The sequence below is a fragment of the Bradyrhizobium sp. CFUWI genome (assembly GCF_056429085.1).
The window spans coordinates 1-23,076 of record NZ_JBWJZE010000027.1 but is presented as its reverse complement, the minus strand read 5'-3'; the positions used below and the strand labels follow the sequence as shown (position 1 = coordinate 23,076).

The window sequence follows — 23,076 nt, the reverse complement described above, 5'->3', positions numbered from 1 at the left end:
GATTCTTCCAATCGAAGTAATTCTTGCTGCAATGTCGAATAAATGTTTGATTCGCTCCGGTGTAACGTTCGGGAGCGAGAATGATGGCCAACGCGCTCGAGATCTATAAGGCTCACCCGGTACGATCGCAGCTCGGCATGAGAGCCGCACAGTATGTACGCATGTCGACACAACGGCAGCAATACTCGATTGAGAATCAGGCTGCTGTGATTGCAGCATACGCGCACGCCCATAACCTGATGATTGTACGAACCTATCGCGACGAGGGAGAGAGCGGCCTGATCATCAAGAACAGGGCCGGCCTTAAACAGCTCATCAAGGATGTCCAAGCAGGAGAAGCCGATTTTGGTCATATTCTGGTCTATGACGTAAGCCGGTGGGGCCGCTTTCAGAATGTCGACGAGAGCGCGTATTACGAATTCCTCTGCAAACAGGCAGGCATCAACATCGCCTATTGTGCGGAGCAGTTTGACAATGACGGCAGCGTGCTCTCCAGCATCATCAAGAACATCAAGCGCGTAATGGCAGCGGAATACAGTCGCGAGCTTTCGGTAAAGGTTCACGCTGCGCAGTGCCGGTTCGCCCGGCTTGGCTTCAAGGTCGGAGGTCGCCCCGGTTATGCGCTCTTGCGAGAACTTGTCGATCAGAGTCAGCGGTCGCGAGGCGTACTGAAGAACGGTGATCAGAAGTACCTCTCAACTGATCATGTCCGAGTGCGCCCCGGCACTCCCGAGGAAGTAGCCGTGGTGAAGTGGATCTTCGATCGATTTCTGCAGGTAAAGTCTGAAGCTATTATCGCACGGGAGCTAAACCGGAAGGCCATACTCACCAGCACAGGAGTTCGGTGGACGCGTGCAGCGGTTAACGCGGTGCTCAGAAACGAGAACTACATTGGAAACATGACCTTCAACCGCCGATCACGCAAGCTGCGGCGGAACTGCACCTGCAATCCTCCCGAGCTTTGGATCACCAGCGAGGGATGTATCGAGCCGATCGTCGAACGCGAAACCTTCCTGAAGGTAAACAAGATCATTGAAGAACGGCGTGTCGACCTCACTGAAGAGGAGATGCTTGCCCGTCTACGCAAGACGCTGCTCAAGGAGGGACGCCTGAGCTCTGCCATCATAGCCAGCACGGTAGGCCTCCCTTGCGCCTCGACCTATCAAAACCACTTCGGTGGCATGATGAACGTGTATCGGCTAATCGGCTACACTCCCAAGCGAAGCTATGAGTTTCTTGGCTCGCGTCCCCAGTGGGCTGAGGAAACGGCAAAGCTCGGCTCGCTAATCGGCATGGCTATTAGAAAGACAGGTGGCCAAACTGCCTCTCGCGAAGGAACGGGTTACTTGCGCGTGAACGGGTCGATCAACATCTCAATTCGCGTAGCCCTCTGGTGCGGAAGGCAAAACCGCGCACCGTACTGGTCTATAAAGCGTGAGACACGCCTGCCTCACGGCTGGATTGCCGCAGCCAGGATGGCTGAGCATAACAAGTCGGTGCTCGATTACGTACTGCTCTTCACTGACGGGAAAGCAAAACGAACCATGACGTTTTCTGAGAGGGCTCGCATTCGCCGTGGGATACCTCGCTTCGAAACCGCTGATGGCTTGGCACGAGCGATCGTCGGGCGAGTAGTTGGGACAGGCCGCTCCTCCCCAGCGCCGCACGACAAACGATCGAGCCCGAAGGAAACCAAGACCAAGAGAGCCCGCGCACGGCACTGAATGTAGATCAGGATCTTCCGCGAAGCGGCGCTCCATAATGCTCTGTCCCGATGTCGAGCATTCCTCTTTCCGACCAGCGGTGCCTAGGAGCGGCACGCCTCAACCTCGATGAGCTCATCGGACATGATTCAGTAGCGCATCGAAGGGGACGATGCGCCGAAGAAGCACAAGACGACGGGATCGAACGATGTGTTCCGGGCGCGGCTGGATCAGATCATTAACATGAAGCACGAGCTGGTTCAGCTCGCCAACAAGATCGAGTGGGACTGGCTCGACGGCGAGATCGCTCCGCTTTACAGCGAGGACGGCCGGCTTGGGTCGAGACCCACTTCATGATCCGTCTTGCGGCTCAAGGACATTTACGGGCTGTCTGAGAGGTGTGTGCGAGCGCTGGGTTCGCGACCCATGTTTCCAGTTCTTCAGCGGCGAAGAGTTCTTCCGCCATGCTTTTCCCGCACGAGCGCTCTGATCTGAGCCATTGCAGCAAGCGGCTCAGGTGCTGTTTCCGATGAATAAGAGTACTCAAAAGGAGCTGCAGCTTTGGCCTGCCGAATTGCACCAGCAGGGATTCTCGGGTTGGTTGATCAGCGCCCTGGGCCAATTTGTAGCCGATGGATTCCACTCAACCTTGCGAGCCCAAAAAGCCGTTGCGTGTTTGCTGTTCGTGTCCAGACTAACCATGACCGACATTGAGCGCGTTGTCGCGCAATTCGGCGGCGCTTTTGGAGGTGCGGAAGGGCCCGTCCGCGCCGTTGTAGCGTGGACGTGTGATCTCTTGCCAACCGCGGCACGGGTAGCCGCTCTTCACGGACGACAACCAATTGCTCGTCCGAAATCTCCAAACGAGACCGCGTGATCGGGGCGGCTATCGCATCGATCAAAGCTCGAGGCCGTGCTCCCGGAGAACCCTGTCCATTAGCTCGCCCTTGTCTCACGTGCGATTTCGCTGAGGATCTGTGCTCCGACCACCCGCCGGGCATCAACATCCTCCGTCAGGCCATGCTCCGCGAGCCGCTCGTTCAAGCGCGTCGGAAACTCATCCTCCAGGGCATCGGCAAGCCGGTCCCGCATCGCGGCATGATCATCGGGGGCGATCCGCCTCACCACCGTATCCCAAGGCTCCCAGCGCGTTGCCAGAAAATCCGCCAAACCCGTCTCTTCCTGTTCCCGCACCGACGTCTCAGCCCTGGCAACGTCGTAAGGCGTGACGTCAGCAAGATTCAAGAAGCGCATATCCGGGGCGATGTGGCGCAGTTCCAGCTGATCCCGTAGCTGGGTCTGATAGGCAAGATAGACCTCGATCTCGTCGATATTTGCCTGCGGGTCGGCACCACGGAGGGAGCTGACCGTCTCGCGTGCGATCTCGTCAAGCGCCTCCAAACGAAACATAACACGGCCGTGTTGGAGCAGTTGATCGAGCCGATTGTCATAGAGCCCTTCATTGACATCAGCGTTCAGGCGTGCGGTCTGCATGCCGTTCCAGGTCAAAGTGATGCGGTCCTCGCACGACGCAGTCGATCCATTGGCCAGCTCGAAAAGCCGCTCGCGCAGCGCCGGCCTCATCGCGGCTCGTAGCAGATTCTCGGCTACTTGGTCGCGGAACGGCTGATGACCATAGTTCACGGTGCCCGCGAGACTTTCGAGAAAGAGTGCGAAGTCCTGCGCACCGGGCTCTTCGGCGAAGCCCTGCCACGCGTCCACTGCGCCGGGCTCGTCGGCGAGCCAATCCGCGACAACAGTAGCCGCGGCTGATGTTCCACCGGTTGTAGTGGCATCGATAGCAAGACCTGCGGACCGGCATAATCCGCGCCACGTGTGGCTGACGCCAAATCGGCCAGCACCGTGGCCGGTATCGGATTAGACCGCAGGTCAATGCTGGACGCGCTGCCGAGCTGCGTCAGCACGGTCGCGGCCAGGCCGGTCAGCTGGTTGTTACTGGCGCCGAGCATTTCAAGCCCGACCGGGAGTGTCCCGGGCAGATCGGTCAACTGATTTTCGCTGACGTCCAGATATCCAATCCTGGCCGGGATGTCGGGCAGGCTCGTCAGCTGGTTGTTGCTTGCGTCCAGGTAGCGCAGTCTGGCTGGAAGATCGGGCAGGCTCGTCAGCTGATTTTCGCTGACGTCTAGGCGGCGGAGCCTGGCTGGAAGGTCGGGCAGACTAGTCAGCCGGTTATCAGAGGCGTAGAGGTCCCGGAGTCCGCCCGGAAGCTGGGCCGGCAGCCTGCTCAACTGGTTACCGATGACATTGAGGGTGCGGAGCGTGGGCAGGAGTGAGGCTGGCAAGGCAGTCTCTTCGTCGCCCACCTCCGACTTCATGAAACACCTAATCGCGGTGTCCATCAAACCGGCAGCAGCTCAATTTCTGGGAGGATACGACGCATTCGCCCGCCAGCGAGTCGAATACTGACTTGTCAGCTCGCGCATGCCATAGGCAATCCGCTTCTCCCGCCCGGGCCACAGTCGAAAACCCCGGTTGGAAGCCGGGATTTTCTTTTGTGCTATTATAGGCAACAACTCTACTAAACCCCCGCGGTGAGGTCAGTACAGTGCACCTCACGCATTGAGCCGAATTTGACTTCGGCTTCGTTCCATCCAACCCTCGATCGTAAGCCGCAGGTGTCGGTTGGTCTGCGCTCCTGCTCCACCTCAATCGATTGGTGGAGATCTCACGTCACATAAAGTCTCCATCCGAATCGGACCCTGGTGAAGGTTCATCATCACTCGGCGTTTTGACTTTGGAGAGATACATCGGAGAATTGGTTGCACGTTGCCATTCACCATCCCTATATCTCCACTGTCGGGACTGGGTGGGATCGAGTACCATATCATTGTGATCTACATCAACGAAGCCCATTTGTTCTGCACGGGCTCTCGCTTCATCATTAGCAGGACGCCAATTCACCAGCGGCCGTTCGCCGTCTTGCTGTAGTTGGTGCTCAAGCAGAATATCGCCGGCGTTGCCGACGAGCGGATGAGCAACCTGAAAATCCACGATTGATGTGACGTCAGTTCGTCCGGGGAACTGTTCTCGCCACCGTTGGCTGGTGAACTCAGTCGCCATAGGAAATCCGGCTTCCGTTCTTTGGAGGCCGACGCTCCTGTTTCCCAGTTGGTAGCTGTAATATCGGGCGGCACCAGAATCCCTTCGGATCGCGTAATTGCTAGCGACATCCGCGGTGCGCCTAGCTCTTTCGGATACAAATTCTGAGTATTCCTGCGGATTGTTGGCGATATGATTGATCTCGTCACCATGAAAACTCCTCACCCGTTCCCGGAATTCGGCTTGGTCGATCTCAACAACGGGAGATCTTGAAGTGAGGTAATAACTCGGCTGCGAGGATGAGCTGGCACCCGAATCCTGCAATCCCATTCTACCGAACGCGTCCGCGAAATAGTCAGCATTCCTGTGCTCCGGGGAGTTCGCGTTATGATACTCATCAGCGGATGGAATATCCGACCAATTGTTAATTCGACCGCCCATGGCGACCACACTCCTATGGCTTTTGCATTGTGTTCAGGTCATTAGACCTAACCCCGCCGATAAGCAGCTTAGCTGTCCGTAAGCTGACGCCGACAATAAACGAAAAGCACAATTCTCTGAAACGTAGAGCGAGCCGGCGAGCGCGCGCAGTTCGGCGCCGCGCTCGCCGGAGCGTCTTCATAACTCGGCCGAAGTTGAGATCAGCTGAGCGAAGCTCCGTTCCAACGATGGACGCGCCATCAGGGACAGCATGCGTCAGCAAACCTTTATTCTGGGCGATGTCATGGAGGAAGCGAGCGAACCCTTCCCAGCGCCTGAGCATATAATTGATAGCCTTGAGCACCTCGGACGAGCGCGAGAGGGTTTCGCGCGCGCGCAGCGGCCAGGCGTGCATATCGTCGAGAAGCAGCTTGCTCTGCGCAGGTGTCAGATTCACCGACGGCATTCATCCAAATGCCGGCAACCCACGCCGCCTGATCACCTCGTCACCCAGAATTCTGCATAGCTCGATCCAAAGTTCGGTCTCGCTGCATGCACTCCGAGATTCTAACTGCCGCTGGATGAAAATGCAGCGCAGGTCAGAAGGAGCTTCGTGGGGATGCCCTGGCACCTTTCGGACAGCGCCTGACTAGACCGGTCCCCTGACCAAAAGCTGACGGCCGCGATGAACTTCTCGAATTCGGCAAGTTGATCGCGATGCACCCCAGTCACCTAAAATAGCGACGCTACAAGCCTCAAACTTGTCAGAGCTCGTCGGCACAAAAGCTGGTACAGCGATCAACGTCCAAGGCTGAGATCGTCAAAGCGAATCGAATGACGAAGTTGCCTTTGTGCTTGACGGTCAGCCCTTCAGCCTTGAACCCGCAGTTGCTGACGTCGCCTGATGGCGGCAAAGGTTCATTCGCGACCGTCGAACTGCTAGTCGCGGCATCGCGGTAAGCTGCGGCGGAGCGGCTTTGGGGACCGAAGATTCTGCTTGAGCAAATTGCCGCTGCTTCGAATATCAACCTTTGCCGTGGAAACGACGGTTTACGCAACGCGGAGCTAAACGGCTGCCTACCAAATTTGGTATGGGACATAAAGACGCGCTTGCATCGAGCGACCGAAAGTCTGTCACGCTCGAGCGATATTGGTGGGGACGAAAAACGTCTTGGCAGGCTTCATGCCCGTTCCTGTAAAGCCACGCACACTGGCTCTGTCGACCAAATGCGAGCGTCGTCCTCCAGGGACGAGCCTCATTTCGGCCTTCGCCGCATTCAATCTCGCCAACTCGCGCCCGAATCGTTTGCAGGGCGAGCAGGAGCTTTGGGTCGTGGCCGCGAAGGAGCTTCCGCCCGGCACCTCCCTGCACGTCGGCATGCTCAAGCCACAAACCAAGGTGCTTATCGGCGGACACGCGGCGGAACCTGAGGGACGGCCAGACAACAATGTCCACGTAGATCTAGGCATCCATCGAACGGTGCCGCGCGCCACCGCAAAGGTCGCGCGCGCACCGCCACACCTGTTGAGCCTCAATGCCGGCATTTCGCCATAAACAACGGACCATACGTTGATGGCGTCGAAAGCTGGATGGGGCGGCTCCACCTTAATCTGCCTGGTCTGACGCGCGTCCCGCAAGACCTCTTTCCCGAGTTCAAGCGGCGTGATCATCGACACGGCTTCGTCAGCTACCTAGCCGCGCGCAACCGTTTCCCAGCACCGCCATTGCCTCCGGCGTCTAGGCTGACGGTTGCCTGCTCACCTGAAGCGAGGCGTCAATACATGATCGATGACGAACTGGATCTGCGAACCTTCACGCCACATCCGCAACGCGACGCTGTGCTCCGCGAAGTGCACGCGCGCCCCTTCACGCGCCTTGATTCGCCGTTCAGTGTGATCCACTTCGCTTTTCTTGCACAGGGCGAGGCGGCCGCAAGCGAACGCTGCCGTTTTATCGATTTTTGCCTCGAGCGCAATCTTACGCCGCCTGAGCAATCGGCGAAACTTCATCAGATTGTCATCGGGCCCGCTACGCTACGCTGGGAGCAGCATTCTGAATTTACAACACTCACCTGGATCTGGACTAATTCAAATTGTTCTGCCGCAGACCGATTTGACAAAGTTGATGGTACTGTCCGATCGCTGATCCGCGCGTTGCGTCAGACCGGACAGTTGCTGGTCGCGATCAGGCTAGAAGTGGAGCAGGACGCCTCGCCGACTACGCGGGCCGAACAGATTTTTGACGAGAACAGCCTCGCCATGGTTGCCACAAAGAGCGGCACAGGCATTGCCGCCTCAGACTTCCGCGTGGACGAAAAAGGCTTCACGAAAATCCTCGTTTGCGACCTTGGCATGACATCCCACGATCTTGGAGCGCTAGTGCAGCGGCTCCTGGAAATCGAGACCTACCGTCCATTGGCGCTGCTTGGTCTGTCGGCGGCCCTTGAGCTTGCACCATCTGTTGATCGCATCGACCGCCGGCTTGTTGAGGCGCTCGAGAAGATGCAAAGCGGTGAGGGGCTGCGGTTCAACAACCATCTGCTTGCGGAGCTGACGGCGCTGGCAGCCTCCTTCGAAAGAGGCGCGACCGGCAGCCTGTTTCGCTTTGGCGCGAGCAGGGCCTATAACGAGCTGGTCCAATCGCGTCTGTCCATCATTGAAGGCAACAATATCTCGGGCTATCCAACCTGGTCGGCGTTTCTAGCGCGCCGTATGGCGCCGGCGATGCGAACCTGCGCGACCGTTGAGGACCGTCAGGCGACTCTATCGGACAAGCTAGCGCGTGCCGCCGATCTGTTGCGAACCCGGGTCGACGTCGAAATCGAACGGCAGAATCATGACCTGTTGCAGGCTATCAACGAGCGCGCGAGACAGCAACTTCGGCTGCAGTGCACGGTCGAAGGATTGTCGGTCGGGGCGATAGGATATTATGTGGTCAGCCTGTTTAGCTATCTTGCCAAGGGCGCGCATGACGTCGGACTGCGAGTAGAGCCATCGTTCCTGACCGCGGCCTTCGTGCCGATCGCGGTCGGCGTGATCTGGCTGGTAAGCTACAATGTCCGAAAGAGACACCTCAAGCACCACGACGCGCCCTCCGTTACTTGCGACTAAAGCTGCTTGAGGGGTTCGGTGCGTCCGTCCTGCGATCCTCGCATGGTCGGGGTCAGTCGCCCTTGCGCGGCTGGGACGGGGCCAGATCAGGCTGAAGCCCTCACCTTCCTCGTCGGCAGGTTGGCGAAGATCGGTGGGGTGAAACTCGGATCGTCGAGCTTCAGACCCCCTCGTTGGAGCCCTTCGCCCGGGCGGCCCTGATCTCCAACGGCCGACGTAGACCCAGTGGCTCGGTTGTCGCCGGAGCGGTTGGTTTCGGGGGCAATCCGCACGTTCCTGGCCTGGAGCGAGAGGGTGACGATTCCACCGATGATCTCGTTGTTGCCGGTCCTCGTGAAGGTACGGATGCTCGCCATAATAGTTCTCCTTGATCTGCGTTTCCGAGCCCCCACCGGCCTCGATGGTGATCGACGGGCCGGAGGTGATCGACGGAGCACTGCGATCGATGCGTCAGGCGTTCTTCGGGTGATCAATCCATCGAAAAGGCGGTTGGCGCGCTCGCCTGCAGAACTGACGTCAAGAAGAATGTGGCGAGTTCGACCGCACCGAGAGGCCGGCAAGTGAGTTCGATGGTGATACGCGCCTTCTGCCTTTTGCAACGGACCAATTTGGAGTCGTAGTTACGTGTCAGCCGCGCGGCCGTTCACCTTATTGTCGCCGTCTCATTTCTGAAATGCGACCGCTTGGTCCATGCCTCTATGATCGCTGCTTTGAATGTCTTGGCGCTTTAGACCAGCTACATTCTAATCACATCCTGATGAGGGTTTTTTGACATCCTGGTCACACCTCGTGCACACGTCCGCCTTAGCAGTCGACAAACCTAAACTTCCGACCAAGTTCATCACAGTCAGCCTTGCAAAGCGCCACGATCTGGGGCGATATTTGGTATGATCCCCTGATCGTAGAGCCGGCCATGAATCGTGCCGGGCAGCGACTCGGCAATCGAGAAGTTCGACTGCTTGATCCAATTGGTCGCGCCAAGACCCACATCTCTTGTCGCACCCGCGATGATCGAGAGCCCACGAGCGGATCGAACCGCAGCGCCCCCAGCGCGCCGTAGCGAAGCTGGCCGTCGAGGCTGCCGCCCAGACCAGGCCTCGCGCAGCACGATCCCTTGCTCCTTCGCTGTCTTTGATGAGCCCGAGCGAGCAGTATCCCGACGGCAGCAATGCTCGCGAGCCTGAAGGGCAAAAGAGATGAGACTTAGCTTGGATCTAGAACCAAGCTCATCTCGCGGATTTTTGCATCGATCTTTTCGAGGACAGCCGTCGGAACAACATCCCGCTCAGGAAGGTTCCACCAAAGCTCGTTCACCGATGAAACGACTTGCTTGACGGCCGAGATGACGGCGGGATCCGGTAGCCGCGCCCGGTTGGCAAACTTCCGCCAACGATCCGGAGTAAGCGCCTTGAAGGACTTCTCGCCCCCCAATGACAGCGCCATGTCGTCCTTTGGAAAATAGGCCGTGGTCGACAGCACGTCGTACACCGGGGCGATGGCCGGAGTGCAACCGTCGCCCGGATAGATCGTAGACCAATTTTTCAAGTGCATGTCTCCGTTCCCGACGAGCGCAGCAAGAGCCAGGCGGCGGACAAATTCGAGTGCGGCATCTGTCGACACCGCGACGTTCAGTGCGGAGGCGATATCGTGGTATGAAGCGTCATCGTACTTCTTGGATGGTTGCCGGCCGAAAACCTGAGCAAAGTCTTCGATATGTATCCGCCTGCCGTCGGGGCCCCTATCGAAACGCTTCACCAACAAAACTTTACCGGTCGAGAGGGTGTTGAACTCTTCAGGTATCTCCTCGAAATCCGATTTTTCAACAAGCTCTCGTTGAGGCACATCCATACCGATTGCCTCCGAGAGCGCTAGGATGGCGAACTCATTTTCCGACAATCCGACAAGATTGGTTGAGGGGAATTTCGCAATGTACTGACCCTGCTCGTCGCCGATGGACAAGGTCAATCCGCCTGCCCTGCCCGTGTTTTTCATCACCGAGAGCTTCATCTGAACTCCGGCCAGGGAAAAACGAGCTTTGATCACTTGTGGATCGGTTTGAGCAGCTTTTGTGGTAGTGCCGTCGCTGGGCACGACGCGCACGGCGCCCGGCAAGTCCGTGCCAAGCGCCGCCAGGAGGTCGAAATCGTTGCCCGGCCTCACCGCTCCTGCGTGGTGTTTCTCCATTGCCTCGCGGAGCCTGTCCTCAGGCAACATGTTCGCGAAGAAGGCCGGCAAGACGTGCGCTAGGGGTTTCGGATCTTTGCGAAGGCCGCCATCGGCGGAGCGCAACGAAAGGCTCAAGATTGGAGGCCTTGCCATGGCTCGATACGCTGGATCCAGGCTGAAAGCGTTGAAATCGCCCGGCGTGCGTACGAGCGTTCCGACCTTGAGCTTTTGAAGGAACACGTCGAGCGATCGGATGGTGTTGGGGGCGCGGACTTGGACACTCATTCATCACCGTCCTTATCGGTGGTGAAGGCCGGTCGGTCTTCGTCGTCGGAAGGGCGAAGCAGAGCATTGACGCCCGGGACCATTGCTTGTGGGATCAGCATCAACTCCATACCCAGCGCGCGCGCGACGTTGATCAGGGTCGTGGCACGCGCGGCGGCCGCGCCCTGCTCGATGTCACGGTAACGAGGCCTCGAAATCCCCGCGCGTTCAGCCACCTGCTCTTGAGTCAGACCCGCTTGTTTCCTGGCATCCCGGAGGAGCCGTCCTAGGTGGAAGGTGGTCTCCGAGCCGCGCTCCATGATCCCTACTCGTACCTTTTTACAAGATCCGTATACATATCGTGCTCAGAAACTGGGATCAACCATTATGTTCTGTTTACGTATCTTTCCAACTTAAAAGATCTGTAAACGTGTCATTCTTTTAGCCTCGATAACGGGAGCGCCTCTCATCGCAACGTCGGCAGCGATTACAGCCCCGAAGTGCCCTAACCGTATTCTTGGTTGTCCTGCGTTCGCCAGCCTCAAACTTAGATTGGCCTCAGGCCGTAACTCACACTTTTTGGAGAGCTCGGCCAGTTTACTCGCGCATCCGAGCGTCCTCCGGTGGGCATGCGAAGGGGCCGAAAATTGATCGCTGGCGCGGCGCCCCGGTGACTGCCGGCACGCGGGCAACCGGATTGCGGCTGGAGGTACCTTCAGCCGCGCCTGCCTTCGTTTACGTCAAGGGTGGTCGATGACCGCCTTGTCAGAGTTTGTCGGGCTCAGGCCCCTCGACGGGCCTGACGCGATCTTCGATGTAACGCCGCAGCGCTGCCGCGGCGTTCAGCATATACGCACGCATCCGGCGTGAGGCGTTCTCGCCGTCCCCTTCGGCAATCGCCTGCATGATGGCATCATGCTCGTCGCGGGACTTGCGAATGCGATCGCCCTGCCGCAACTGCGTGCGGCGGAAGGCACTTAGCCTGGCACGGACGTCCTGGGCCTGTTCGGCCATGAACGAGTTGTGCGTTGCACCGTAGATGCATTCGTGTGGAAAACCCGGTTGAACGCATCATAGGCATCGACGTCGTTGGCCTCGACCATCGCCCGCGAGCCTTCGTGCAACTCGATCAGACGGCTGCGCTCGAGCGGCGTCATGCGATAGGTGGCGAGGCGGACGCACATGGCTTCCACCTCTGCTCTGGTCTCGAACATGTCCATGATCCGTTCGGGTGTCAAACGGACCTCAACCAGCCCGCTGACGACGAGCTGTCGCAGCGCCTCCCGCACCGGGGTACGCGAGGCTCCGAAGCGATCAGCAAGCTACTGCTCTTCGAGAGCCGAACCGGCGACGAGCGCGCCGGACGCGATCTCGCCTGTGAGCGCATTGCGGATGCGATCGGAGAGGAGGCCGCCATCTTCTTCGGCTTCTGCAACTTTGAACAGACCTGCCATTCAGCTTCCCATAATTGCGCGCACGGTGAAGTAGAGGATGGACGCGCATCCGCGCTCGTAGCCGCGCAGGAAGGACACTTCATGGGCAGCGCCTTCGGCGAAGTCCACGGCGCCAAGCTCACCGGCCTGTTGCGTTCGGCGCGCGCGCTCAAGCAGGATGTGGTGATCCTGTTCGACACCTGCGGCGGGCGACTTCAGGAAGCCAATGCCGGCGAGCTCGCGATCGCGGAAATCATGCGCGCGGTGATCGAGGCGCGGCGCAGCGACATCAATGTCATCGGCCTGATCGGCGGGCGCGCCGGCTGCTGTGGCGGCGGCAGCCCGCATCTGTCGATCTTCGGCCCCTGTCCGCATTGCATGCGGCGCGCAAGCTTGCGCCCGACGACGAGGAAGCAGTGCGCGTTGAGACCTGCATGAGACTGATCGCCAAGGTCACCGACACCAACCTGCTGCATCGTGGCGGGCCCGAGGGACTGCACTTCGCGCAAGAGAGTGCCTCCAGCTTCCCTGCCGCCGGCGACTTCGGATCGCCTGGATGGCGCCGGCGCGCGGCCGACATTCATGAGGCGTTCGTGGCGCGCAATCTCAGCCCCGGCGGCTCGGCCGATCTGCTCGCGATGGCGCTGTTCGTCGATAGGATAGAACTCTGATGCTAGCACTACTCTGCGGCGGTCAAGGTACGCTCTCGGACAAGATTTTTGATCTTGTCGCAGAGCCGCCCGCCGCGGAGCCGGTTTTGCCGCAGCGATGGCTTGTCTCCGCGCGGACCCCCGGCAGTTCATCAGGACGCGGACCGCTGATGAACTTTCCGCCAATCATTCCAGCCAGATCCTCACGGTTACATCGACGCTCGCGATTCACGCCTGCATCGCCGATCTCCTGATCGAGCAAACCGCCGTCACCGGCTGCAACGTCGGCGAGATGGCGGCCTGGAGCATCGCTGGGATCTGGACGGCCGAAGAAGCGCTGCGGCTCACGGATCTTCGCGCGCGGCTGATGGAAAGCGCGGCAGGGCCCGATAGTCGACTCGGTTATGTTCGCGGCCTAGGGGCTGTTAGGAACCAGCAGCGAGTTTAGCGACGTTTTTGAGCATGATGCATGCGAAAGCGATCAGGTGGAGATCGGCGAGAGTCTGAGCGCATCGCTCGTAGTCTTTGACAAGTCTTCGGAAGCGTGTGGCCCACACGAAGGATCGTTCGACGACCCATCGCATTGGGAGCAGCACGAAGCCTCCTTTGGCCTCCGACAGGCTTTATGACCTCGAGGGCTATGCCGTGGTCTGCAGCCGACTTGAGCCGCGTGCGATGCCGCACAACCTGGTAGCGCCGCGCCACCAGCCGACGCTTGCGTTCGGTCTCCGCGTCCGGCGTCCAGATCTGCGGCAGATACCCGGCCGCCTGCAGACTGGCGAGCGTGCCGGCATCGATCTTGTCGGTCTTGACGTGAGCCTGGGCGATCGCCTTCACCTGCAACGGATTCGCGATAATCACCCGCGCCACGAACGGCGCCAGAACCCGCGACACCGCCATGCTGTTGGCGGTCGCTTCAACCACCACCTCATCATTGGCCAGCAGGGTCTTGCCAAATCCCTCCAGCGCAGTCCGCGTCATATCAATGCGGCCCGCATGTCGGAGCCTGCCGTCTTCCCAAATCACCACCTCCCCGAAAGTACGGTGGACGTCAATGCCAACTACCCGTCGCATTTGCACCTCCTGCCTGACACATGACGGGAGCTGCGGGCGACACGACAACTACGGATTCGCGCTCTCGGCGCAACCGGGCGAGTCGCAGAGGCGGCCAGCTACTAACTCGAGCTCTCGGCTCATCGTGTGTATCGGCCTGCCCGCACCTTCGTGCTCCCGGTGCCTCTGTCCCGATGGTCGCACCATACGCCACGGCGTGGGACGCCGGGGCAGAACGTTGGCACCGAGACATCTCATACCGGTTACCAACCCCATCGAAACCGTGTTCGCGACCGTGCGGCACAGAACCGTGCGGACGAAAGGATCGCTGTCGGCAACGACCGCCAGGCTGATGGTGTTCAAACTGGTTGTCGCCGCATCAAAAACCTGGCGGCGGCTCAAAGGCACAAATCAGTTGCCGAAGATCATCGCAGGTGTCAGATTCAACGATGGCATCGAGGTTATCCAAATGCCGGCAACCCACGCCGCCTGATCACCTCGTCACCCAGAATTCTGCATAGCTCAACATAGGCTGCCGCGGCACACAGACCAAAGGAGATGACCACGAGCGCGAGAATCCAAGACAAGCGCCATGAGTTTTTGTGCAATACGCGCGGTAACTCCGAGGGGCTCGCCTCAATCACTTCTATCATTCTCAGCTGCCATTCCCAGACTTTGATGCTTCTCGTTCACGTAATAATCGGCACCGGTCAAGAGCTGCGGGCGAGGCGCGGTGCGCGCCGGAAGTCCCGCTATCGGTGTAGTAATTGCCTCTGCCTCTAGAGATTAAACTCATGACGGACAGCTAGCCTATGATGGTCTTGGAGTTCGGCCGCTTGGGCGCACCGTCCCACCGATGCAGGGCCGAGGAGCGACGCCGAGTTCCAGCGTGAACTCTTGCATGTGCGCCGCATTCCTTCACCAGACGCGAAAGAAGAGCAGCAAACGTCACCGGAAATTGTATCAGACTGGTGACCCGAATGCCGTTTTCAGGCGAGTTTGGGGGCTTCACTATGAAGAGACTTCTGGCATTTTTGTTGATCGGTCAGTTTTTCTTGGCCGTCGGTCAGGCGGGCGCGCAGGGACTTCCTGCGCCCTCATACTGGAAGAATGAACGGGGGTCGGAACTGTTTGTTTGGTCCACGAATGGCGGGACCATACAAGGTACTTTCACAAACCATGCTCAAGGGTTTGCCTGCCAGGGTATCCCTTATCCCGCATCGGGAGCCGTCCGTCCAACCGGACTGTATTTTGTTGTTACTTTTGGGCAGTGCAATTCTCTCACCCGCTGGGTTGGAAAAATCAACGGTCCTCAAATGCCAACGTCATGGACGCTGTTCTACGTTGATAAGAACGGCAAGCCCAGCAAGCTGAAGGGCGCCGATACATTCACGCGCGTATGGTAGTCTTCAGCTTTCTTGCGGGGTCGACCTTAGTCGAAAACTCTCGCTCGCGAGACCTGACGTGAGACGCACAAGCTCCCTTCGCAAAGCTCCGGGCTGTCCACCATCAGTCAGGTTCGATGCTCGACAGCCTGCACGCCATCCAGGAAAGGCCGAAGATTGCTTCAAAAAGGGTCCCCCCAGACAACAAAGCACAGCCTAAGCTTCATGCAAATTTGCCGGATGGTCCGTGCATCAGCATTTCTTTCAGGCTCTAGTTTTGAAGTCGAGCGCGGGGTCCGGCCGGTGCCGCGCTAAGAGGCGTTTGGTCGGAGAAATTGAGTTTTCAGGTCTCGATACTTAAGATTCTCGCTGGCCAACCGGAGGGCTGTGCGAGTCTCGCTGTCCTGAAGGATTACCTGGCGGTGTACTACACCAGCGGTCCGGAGTGGACGGATCGTATGAAGCGATTGGCGGAGCGGGCGCCGGATCTCAACATTTTCGGACAAGGGCTGGTTGCGCGAGAACCCGGACAGTGGATCATAACGGACAAAGGCCGGGCCTTTCTTGCTTTGCTGGAACAGATGGGCGCACGGACGGCTCCGGATCGAGCGCCCGAAGGCAGGAGTGAGAAACCTCTCACAAGTAACCTTGCCGTGCTTGCTGCGGGGCGACAAGGCCACAGTGCCAATCGCAGGCATGGCCGACGTCAGCGCCTGAGGACGCGCGATGGCCGGTCCACCTAGCCCTGCTGGAAAGTTCACGACCGGCGACTGTGGCTGCATAAGGATGCTCGCGATGTCATAGAGCAGAGTCAGTGCACGAGAGGTCCGTATGCCACAAGTAGTGAATAGTTTGCGGCCCTAGACAACCTTCGAACCCTGAGCCCTCGGAGAAGTTCTTTGGGTCTGTTCAACAGTCCCGATCAAGGCCGTGGAAATGGCTCGAGCCAGAACTCGGCGGTTTTCTGGATTGCTCACCATTGTCTCGTGGTTGCCTGGAACGGGTACCGCATGAACAGCCCCAGCATTCAGGACCCGGTCCCAGCCCTGCCTCGGCAAGTCGCGATCAAGTTGTTTGTCAGCTGATACCCAACGATTGACAAGAGGCTCATTGGCATAAAAGTGGTGTATTTCAATCGGGAGCGACCGAAGGCGATAAGACTGCAGCGCCTGGTGAAATGTCGCGATCCTTAGATACATTGAAGCGCAACTGTGGAGATCGTAATCTGGAGCTAACGCTCCGATTTGCTGCGCCTTTTCAAGCAACTCAGAGATTGAGCATTGTTCGGTGTCGCGTGCCAAAACCTCGCGATGTTCGTCGCGTAAGATTCCACAACGATCCAAAACAAATTCTCGCGCCAAATGGTTAAGTGACGCGTTTGAAGCCGCAGGTGGGCTAACATCGATGAACGCAATGAATGACACGACTTCATCAATGCTCAGTAACTGCTCGGCAATAGCATAAGCCAGGATTGCACCTGATGAGTATCCGGCCAAGCGGTACGGGCCACGTGGCTGGATCTGTTTAATTGCAACAATCACCTCCGCTGCCATCGCCTCAAGTGTCGGTGGACAAACGTCATCGAAAGGGGGCCATGGCAGAGCGTAGACCGGGCAGTCTGCGTCCATTTCCGCCGCCAAACCGAGGACATAGGAATAATCTCCCCAACCTGTGGGGACAAAGAAGAGCGGTGGCTGCGATCCGGTCGGTCGAACGGAAACCACTGCCGAGTTACTGGGTTGCACCTGCAAACGAATCTTTGATGCAAGCTCCTTCAGAACGGGAGCCCGGAAGAGGTCGGTGGCGCTAAAACTCAGCCCAAACTTTAATGCTCGACTGAGCAGGTGCACCGCCAGGAGCGAGTGGCCGCCCAGCTCGAAGAAGTGGTCGTTGCGTCCGATGCGTTCGACACCAAGGAGCTCGGCCCAGATCCGCGCCAGCGCCGTCTCCACCGCACCTTGCGGCGACTCATAGGCCGCCAGCGCATAGGCCTGATCGCGAGGGGCCGGCAGCGCGTTCCGATCGAGCTTGCCATTCACCGTCAACGGAAGCGCCGCCAGGCGCACGAACGCGCTCGGCATCATGTAGTCCGGCACCCGGCCACTCAAGTGCGCGCGCAAGGCGCCCGCCAGCCCGCCTCCATCGCCCTCGTCCGAGCCGGCCTCGGGCGCGCAGACCACATAGGCGACAAGATGCTTGTCGCCGGCGCCGCTCTGGCGCGCCACCACCACCGCCTCGCGCACCCAGGCGTGCTCGCAAAGCCGCGCCACGATCTCGCCCGGCTCGATGCGGTAGCCGCGGATCTTCACCTGATCGTCGTTGCGGCCTAAGAACTCCAGATTGCCGTCCGGCAGGTAGCGTGCCAGGTCGCCGGTCCGGTACAGCCGATCGCCCTCGACAAAGGGACTGGCGATGAACCGCTCGGCAGTCAGTTCAGGGCGGTTCAGGTAGCCACGCGCCACCCCTGCCCCGCCAATGTAAAGCTCGCCCACCGCACCGAACGGCACGGGCGCGCGATCACCATCCAGCAGGTACACCCGCGTGTTGGCAATTGGACGCCCGATCGGGACCACCGACCCATTGAAATCAGCCGGGCAAGTCCAGATCGTTCCACAGACCGTTGCCTCGGTCGGGCCATAAGCGTTGAAAATTGATGCTGGGGTCCGACTTCGGATGAGTTCAGGCTTCGGCAGCTCTCCGGCGAGAATGAGAACTTGTGAGGTCAAACCTTCCAGATCCTCGCTTGTCTGAAGCAATGCTGGGGGTAATGTCGCGTGGGTGATGGCTTCGCTTTGGAGATATTCCAATAGCTTGTTACTCGCTTGACGGATCTCTTCCGAAGGCAAGTGCAAAGAGGCTCCGGAGCCAAACGCCATAAGAAGCTCCCAAGCGCTTGCATCAAAAGCAATGGAGGCGAACTGCACGACTCGGCTGTTGGAAGACGCGCCAAAGAGCCCGACCTGAGCCGACAGCAGATTGACCAATCCCTGATGTTGAACCATGACCCCCTTCGGGGATCCGGTTGATCCTGACGTGTAGATCACGTAGGCAAGATGGCCCGATGTGAGGCCAAGCGTCCGCCGGTCAGGGTTTGAAGCCGGCCGTTCGGCCCAGGGCGGGGTCGCCGTCTCCAGATCAATCACCGTCACATCGGTCAGCACTTCGGCGCCGAGTGCTGCGCGACCGACGACGTCGCAAAGCAGCAGCCTCGGCGCGGCATCGTCGACAACCTGATGCAGCCGCTCGCTGGGATAGGCTGGGTCCAGCGGCAGATAGGCACCGCCCGCCTTGAGGATCGCCAAGACACCAACCACCATCGCCGGACTGCGTTCGAGGCAGATCGCAACCGGCTGGTCCGGCTTGACCCCAAGCTCGATCAGGTGATGTGCCAGGCGGTTGGCCCGCGCATTGAGCTCGCCATAGCTCAGCCGCTCATCATCGCAGACCAGCGCCACCGCCTCCGGCGCCTTTTGCACCTGCGCCTCGAACAGCTCATGGACGCACAGGTCCGATGGATAGGCCCTCGCCGTCCGGTTCAGATCCTCCAGCAGATAGGTACGCTCCTTGGCCGGCAGGATGTCGAGGTCACGTACCGGCGTATCCGGGGCATGCTCGAGCGCCTCTGCCAGTTGCTCGAGCGCGCGCTGCATGTAGCCGCAGATCCGATCCGCCGAGACTGGCTCCGCCACCTGCGCAGTGAGGCCCAGCGCCTCGCCAAAGTCCTCCACCGACAGGGTCAGGGGATAGTTGGTGCGTTCCTCCCCACCCAGCCATTCCATGCCCGACAAGACATTATCCGTCCCGGAGCCCGGCACAGCCGGCGCCGTGTTGTGACGGTAGTTCAACAGCGTGCTGAACAGCGGCGCCGACGCCGCAACAGCGCTGCAGCGCTGTGCCAATGCCAGCGAGGCATGCTCATGTGCCAGCAGGTCGGCCAGCCGGGCGTGCGTCATCCGCACGCTCGCCTCGACGGCGGTCCCATCGAGATCAAGTCGCAGCGGCAGGGTGTTGATGAACAGCCCCATGGCGCGGTCGGCGCCAGCACTGCCCTGCAGCCGGCCTAACAGCACCGTGCCGAACACCACCTGCTCGCGGCCGCTGCTGCGCGCCACCACCTGTCCCCACGCCAGATGGCACAGGCTCGCCAGACTCACCCCCAGCCGACGCGCCTGTTCGCGTAGCTGCGCATGGAGCGCTGGCGGCAGCATCCGATGAGCCTCTCGAACCCCGCCACCGTCGCCGCGCACCTCGCTCAAGCCGAAGGGCGTGGTCGGCTCGTCGATGTCGGCCAGCAGCTCCCGGAAGAACGCTTCATCGGACTTGGCATCACCACGTAGATGCGCCTGTGCCACCAAATTACGGAATGGCTGCGGCGCCGTCAGCTCATGCACACGCTCCTCCAGCTCCGCCCGGACCTCAGCATGCATCACGTCGCGCGTCGTGTGATCCCCGATGAGATGATGCTGCAGCTCCAGCAGCAGCCAGCGCGCGCTACCGGGCTCGCGCGCAATCACAAACCGCAGCAGTGGCGCGCGGCCAAGCTCGATGCGGTGCCGACGTGGATCAAACCGCTCCTTGAGCTGCTCGGCGCCAGTGCCGTGAGCGCCATCCAGCTGAATCTCGATCACCTCCAGTCGCGCCTGCCGCCACACCACCTGGGCTGGCCGCGACAACCCCTCCCAGACAAACGAGGTACGCAGGATGTCGTGGCGATCCACCACCCGCTGGACCGCGGCAAGATAGCGATCGAGCAGCCCACGCTCGGCAAACGCCATCTGCGACACCAGTAGGTATGGATCGCCCTTTGCCGCTAGCAAATGATGGAACAGGATGCCATCCTGCAGCGGCGACAGACCGTAAATGTCCAGGATGTTGCAAACCCCGCCGGGTACCGTGGCGATGATCCGGTCGATGTCACGCTGCGTCAGCTCGATCAGCGGCAACATCTGCGGCGTGATCGCCGCAGTCCGCTCGGTGATCAAGTTGGCCGGGACCGCCGCCTCGTAATGACGACCCAGACTTGCAGCCAGATCCGCCAGCACCGGCTTGACGAACAAGGTGCGCACCTCGATGCGCAGTGACCGCCGCCGTAGACGCTCGATCATCTGCACCGCCAAGAGCGAGTGCCCTCCCAGTTCGAAGAAGTTGTCGTCTCGTCCGACCCGCTCCAGCCCGAGCAGCTCGGCCCAGATCTGGGCCAGAACCGCCTCCATCTCGCCCTGTGGCAGCGCATAGGTCCGGCGCACATAAGCCTCGTCGCGAGGGGCCGGCAGCGCCTTGCGATCGAGCTTGCCGTTCAGCGTCAACGGAAGCGCTGCCAGCCGCACGAACGCACTCGGCACCATGTAGTCCGGCAGCCGCGCACTTAAGTGCGCGCGCAAAGCGCCCGCAAGGGTGCCTGCATCGCCCTCGTCAGAGCCGGCCTCGGGCGCGTAGACCACATAGGCGATCAGATGCTTGTCACTGGGGCCGTTCTGGCGCGCCACCACCACCGCCTCGCGCACCCAGGCGTGCTCGCAAAGCTTTGCTACGATCTCGCCCGGCTCGATGCGGTAGCCGCGGATCTTCACCTGATCGTCGTTGCGGCCCAGGAACTCAAGATTGCCGTCCGGCAGGTAGCGTGCCAGGTCGCCAGTCCGGTACAGCCGATCGCCCTCGACAAAGGGACTGGCGATGAACCGTTCGGCCGTCAGCTCAGGGCGGTTCAGATAGCCCCGTGCCACCCCCGCCCCGCCAATGTAAAGCTCGCCGACCGCACCGAACGGGACCAACCCGCCATGACCATCCAGCAAGTAGACCCGCGTGTTGGCGATTGGACGGCCAATCGGAACGATAGCGTTATCAAACTCAGCGGGGCAGCTCCAGGATGTAACGTCGATCGCGGCCTCAGTCGGACCGTAGAGATTGTGCAGGGCCGTCCAGGGCAATACGTGCCGAACTCTATGCACACTGGCGGCAGGGAGCGCCTCGCCGCTGCATAAAACCCGCCGCAGCGATGTGCAGCGCTCAACACTCTTGGCATCCAAAAAGCTGACCAGCATAGATGGCACGAAGTGAACCGTCGTGATGCGCTGGCTGATGATCAAGTCGACCAATGCATCGGGATCTCTGTGCGCACCAGGCGGCGCCAGCACCAGCGTTGCCCCTTCAAGCAAAGTCCAAAAGAACTCCCAAGCCGAGACATCGAAGCTAAATGGCGTCTTCTGCAAGACGAGGTCTGTTGCCTTCAGACCATAGGCGTTCTGCATCCAGATCAGGCGATTAACGATAGCCCGATGCTCATTCTGGGCCCCTTTGGGCGTGCCCGTGGATCCCGAGGTGTAGATCACATAGGCGAGATTGCGGGAGGTTAGGCTGAGCGCGCGCGGGTCAGGATTTGCATCCGGCAAGCTGGCCCAGGCCGGCGCCGCAGCATCGAGCTCCACCACGCTCACATCGGCCGACACTACCGCGCCCAAGGCTGCACGGCCGGCCACATCGGTCAGCAGTAGGCGGGGCACCGCATCGTTGAGCACCTGGCGCAGCCGTGCCGACGGATATGCCGGGTCCAACGGCACATAGGCCCCACCAGCCTTCATGATCGCCAACAGCCCCACCACCATCATCGAACTGCGCTCAAGGCAGATCGCAACCGGCTGGTCCGGCCTAACCCCGAGGGCGATCAGGTGATGTGCGAGGCGGTTGGCCCTTGCATTGAGTTCAGCATAGCTCAGCCGCTCATCGTCGCAGACCACCGCCACTGCATGCGGCGCCTTTTGGACCTGCGCCTCGAACAGCTCATGGATGCACCGCTCCGCAGGATATCTCGCCGCCGTTCGGTTCAGCTCCTCCAGCAGATAGGTGCGCTCGGCAGTCGACAGCAGCTCAATCCGGCGGACCTCTTGCTGCGCATCGGCAGCCATCGCCCGCAGCAGCGCCAGCAGATAACCACGCTGCCGCTCGATGGTCGCCTGATCAAATAGCGCCGTGGCATAAGCCAGCGTTCCGGCGATCTCCGCGCCATGCTCGCCAAGGCTCAGCTCCAGATCGAACTTAGCCTGATCAATCTCGTCCCCGGCAGCTTCGACACTCAGCCCCGGCAGCTCCAACGCCCCAAGCGCATTGTTCTCCCAGGCCAGCATCACCTGGAACAATGGCGTGTGATCAAGAGCGCGGGGCGGCTGCACGATCTCCACCACCTGCTCGAACGGCAGGTCCTGATGCTCCTGCGCAGCCAGCACCGTGCGCCGCGTCCGCTCCAGAAACTCCGACACGCTTGGCTCGCCCGACAGATCCAGCCGAAGCGCCAGGGTGTTGACGAAGAAGCCGATTAGCTCTTCGATCTCCCGGTGCCCCCGATTGGCGCTCGGCACGCCAATCACAAGATCGTCCTGTCCCGACAGACGCGACAGCACCGCCGCCCAGGCCGCCAGCACGATCGTGAACAACGTCGTGCCATGCTGCAGGCTCAGCCGCCTCAGCTCCCGCGTCAGATCCGCATCGATGACGATCGGGACCGTGGCCGCGGCAAACGACTGCTGGCCAGGCCGCGCACGGTCCGTCGGCAAGACAAGACGGGTCGTGCCTGCCAGGGCGCTGCGCCAATATTGCGCCTGCTTCTGCAGCCGTTCGCCCGACAGCCATTGGCGTTGCCAGGCGGCGTAATCCGGATATTGGATCGCAAGCGGCGGCAGGGGATCGTCCTGCCCAGCCTCGAATGCTCGGTAAAGCTGGCTAAGTTCACGCAGCAGCACGCCCATCGACCAGCCGTCCGAGACGATGTGATGCTGGGTCAGCAGGAAGACGTGTTCCTCGTCCGACATCCGCACCAGATGCCCGCGGATCAGTG

9 protein-coding genes and 9 pseudogenes are annotated in these 23,076 nt (G+C 60.1%); 8 read left to right on the top strand and 10 right to left on the bottom strand.

All coding sequences use genetic code 11. From position 1 onward, the window contains the following. The first annotated feature begins 80 nt into the window (after positions 1-80). Together AC066S_RS34290 and AC066S_RS34285 are read left to right on the top strand one after the other, a co-directional pair. Positions 81-1,724, top strand: coding sequence for a recombinase family protein (locus AC066S_RS34290; RefSeq protein ID WP_235885246.1), 1,644 nt, complete (start codon positions 81-83; stop codon positions 1,722-1,724). Positions 1,725-1,862: 138 nt separating this feature from the next. Continuing rightward, positions 1,863-2,218, top strand: a pseudogene (locus AC066S_RS34285) (transposase); the annotation flags it as partial. Between the two features lie 383 nt (positions 2,219-2,601). Here the strand turns inward: AC066S_RS34285 and AC066S_RS34280 are convergent. The 3 genes and pseudogenes from AC066S_RS34280 to AC066S_RS34270 form a co-directional block, all read right to left on the bottom strand. Then, a pseudogene (locus AC066S_RS34280) lies at positions 2,602-4,015 on the bottom strand (NEL-type E3 ubiquitin ligase domain-containing protein); the annotation flags it as partial. A 382-nt stretch (positions 4,016-4,397) separates the two neighbouring features. Continuing rightward, positions 4,398-5,207: an effector protein NopP gene (locus tag AC066S_RS34275; RefSeq protein WP_283810187.1), complete on the bottom strand. Its 810-nt coding sequence runs from the start codon at positions 5,205-5,207 to the stop codon at positions 4,398-4,400. Positions 5,208-5,487: 280 nt separating this feature from the next. Then, a pseudogene (locus tag AC066S_RS34270) lies at positions 5,488-5,625 on the bottom strand (IS66 family transposase); the annotation flags it as partial. Positions 5,626-6,357: 732 nt separating this feature from the next. Between AC066S_RS34270 and AC066S_RS34265 the strand changes: the two are divergent. Both AC066S_RS34265 and AC066S_RS34260 read left to right on the top strand, forming a co-directional pair. Further along, entirely contained in the window at positions 6,358-6,741 is a 384-nt protein-coding gene (locus AC066S_RS34265) for a DUF2169 domain-containing protein (RefSeq protein ID WP_126261747.1), read from the top strand. Positions 6,742-6,968: 227 nt separating this feature from the next. After that, positions 6,969-8,297: a DUF3422 family protein gene (locus AC066S_RS34260; protein ID WP_164719091.1), complete on the top strand. Its 1,329-nt coding sequence runs from the start codon at positions 6,969-6,971 to the stop codon at positions 8,295-8,297. Between the two features lie 66 nt (positions 8,298-8,363). On the opposite strand, the pseudogene AC066S_RS34255 reads toward AC066S_RS34260, so the two are convergent. From AC066S_RS34255 to AC066S_RS34240, 4 genes and pseudogenes are all read right to left on the bottom strand, one after another. Beyond that, a pseudogene (locus AC066S_RS34255) lies at positions 8,364-8,653 on the bottom strand (DUF736 family protein); the annotation flags it as partial. 847 nt (positions 8,654-9,500) lie between these two features. Beyond that, the gene (locus AC066S_RS34250) at positions 9,501-10,748 is read right to left on the bottom strand and encodes a type II toxin-antitoxin system HipA family toxin (RefSeq protein WP_126261748.1); all 1,248 of its coding nucleotides are present in this window, start codon (positions 10,746-10,748) and stop codon (positions 9,501-9,503) included. After that, positions 10,745-11,047, bottom strand: a complete 303-nt coding sequence (locus tag AC066S_RS34245; protein ID WP_126261749.1) for a helix-turn-helix domain-containing protein — start codon at positions 11,045-11,047, stop codon at positions 10,745-10,747. Before AC066S_RS34245 ends, AC066S_RS34250 begins: the two co-directional genes overlap by 4 nt. Before the next feature lie 445 nt (positions 11,048-11,492). Then, positions 11,493-12,181: pseudogene (locus AC066S_RS34240) on the bottom strand (GntR family transcriptional regulator). 36 nt (positions 12,182-12,217) lie between these two features. On the opposite strand from AC066S_RS34240, the pseudogene AC066S_RS34235 reads away from it, so the two are divergent. Together AC066S_RS34235 and AC066S_RS34230 are read left to right on the top strand one after the other, a co-directional pair. Further along, a pseudogene (locus AC066S_RS34235) lies at positions 12,218-12,499 on the top strand (biotin-independent malonate decarboxylase subunit beta); the annotation flags it as partial. A gap of 77 nt (positions 12,500-12,576) precedes the next feature. Further along, complete coding sequence (locus AC066S_RS34230; RefSeq protein ID WP_430642555.1) at positions 12,577-12,831, top strand: triphosphoribosyl-dephospho-CoA synthase; 255 nt, start codon at positions 12,577-12,579, stop codon at positions 12,829-12,831. Between the two features lie 404 nt (positions 12,832-13,235). Here AC066S_RS34230 and AC066S_RS34225 read toward each other — a convergent pair. Together AC066S_RS34225 and AC066S_RS34220 are read right to left on the bottom strand one after the other, a co-directional pair. Further along, positions 13,236-13,412: pseudogene (locus AC066S_RS34225) on the bottom strand (transposase); the annotation flags it as partial. Between the two features lie 55 nt (positions 13,413-13,467). After that, positions 13,468-13,884: pseudogene (locus AC066S_RS34220) on the bottom strand (IS110 family transposase); the annotation flags it as partial. Between the two features lie 244 nt (positions 13,885-14,128). On the opposite strand from AC066S_RS34220, the pseudogene AC066S_RS34215 reads away from it, so the two are divergent. Further along, a pseudogene (locus tag AC066S_RS34215) lies at positions 14,129-14,356 on the top strand (IS256 family transposase); the annotation flags it as partial. A gap of 520 nt (positions 14,357-14,876) precedes the next feature. Next, entirely contained in the window at positions 14,877-15,269 is a 393-nt protein-coding gene (locus tag AC066S_RS34210; protein ID WP_126262181.1) for an avidin/streptavidin family protein, read from the top strand. Between the two features lie 839 nt (positions 15,270-16,108). On the opposite strand, the gene AC066S_RS34205 is transcribed toward AC066S_RS34210, so the two are convergent. Beyond that, on the bottom strand, positions 16,109-23,076 hold a 6,968-nt coding region (locus AC066S_RS34205; protein WP_478271730.1), incomplete at its 5' end, for an amino acid adenylation domain-containing protein.

Excerpts from the sequence above, each read along its gene's own strand:
- AC066S_RS34210 (WP_126262181.1), top strand. The coding sequence starts at position 14,877 with ATGAAGAGACTTCTGGCATTTTTGTTGATCGGTCAGTTTTTCTTGGCC.
- AC066S_RS34260 (WP_164719091.1), top strand. The coding sequence starts at position 6,969 with ATGATCGATGACGAACTGGATCTGCGAACCTTCACGCCACATCCGCAA.
- AC066S_RS34250 (WP_126261748.1), bottom strand. The coding sequence starts at position 10,748 with ATGAGTGTCCAAGTCCGCGCCCCCAACACCATCCGATCGCTCGACGTG.
- AC066S_RS34290 (WP_235885246.1), top strand. The coding sequence starts at position 81 with ATGATGGCCAACGCGCTCGAGATCTATAAGGCTCACCCGGTACGATCG.
- AC066S_RS34245 (WP_126261749.1), bottom strand. The coding sequence starts at position 11,047 with ATGGAGCGCGGCTCGGAGACCACCTTCCACCTAGGACGGCTCCTCCGG.
- AC066S_RS34275 (WP_283810187.1), bottom strand. The coding sequence starts at position 5,207 with ATGGGCGGTCGAATTAACAATTGGTCGGATATTCCATCCGCTGATGAG.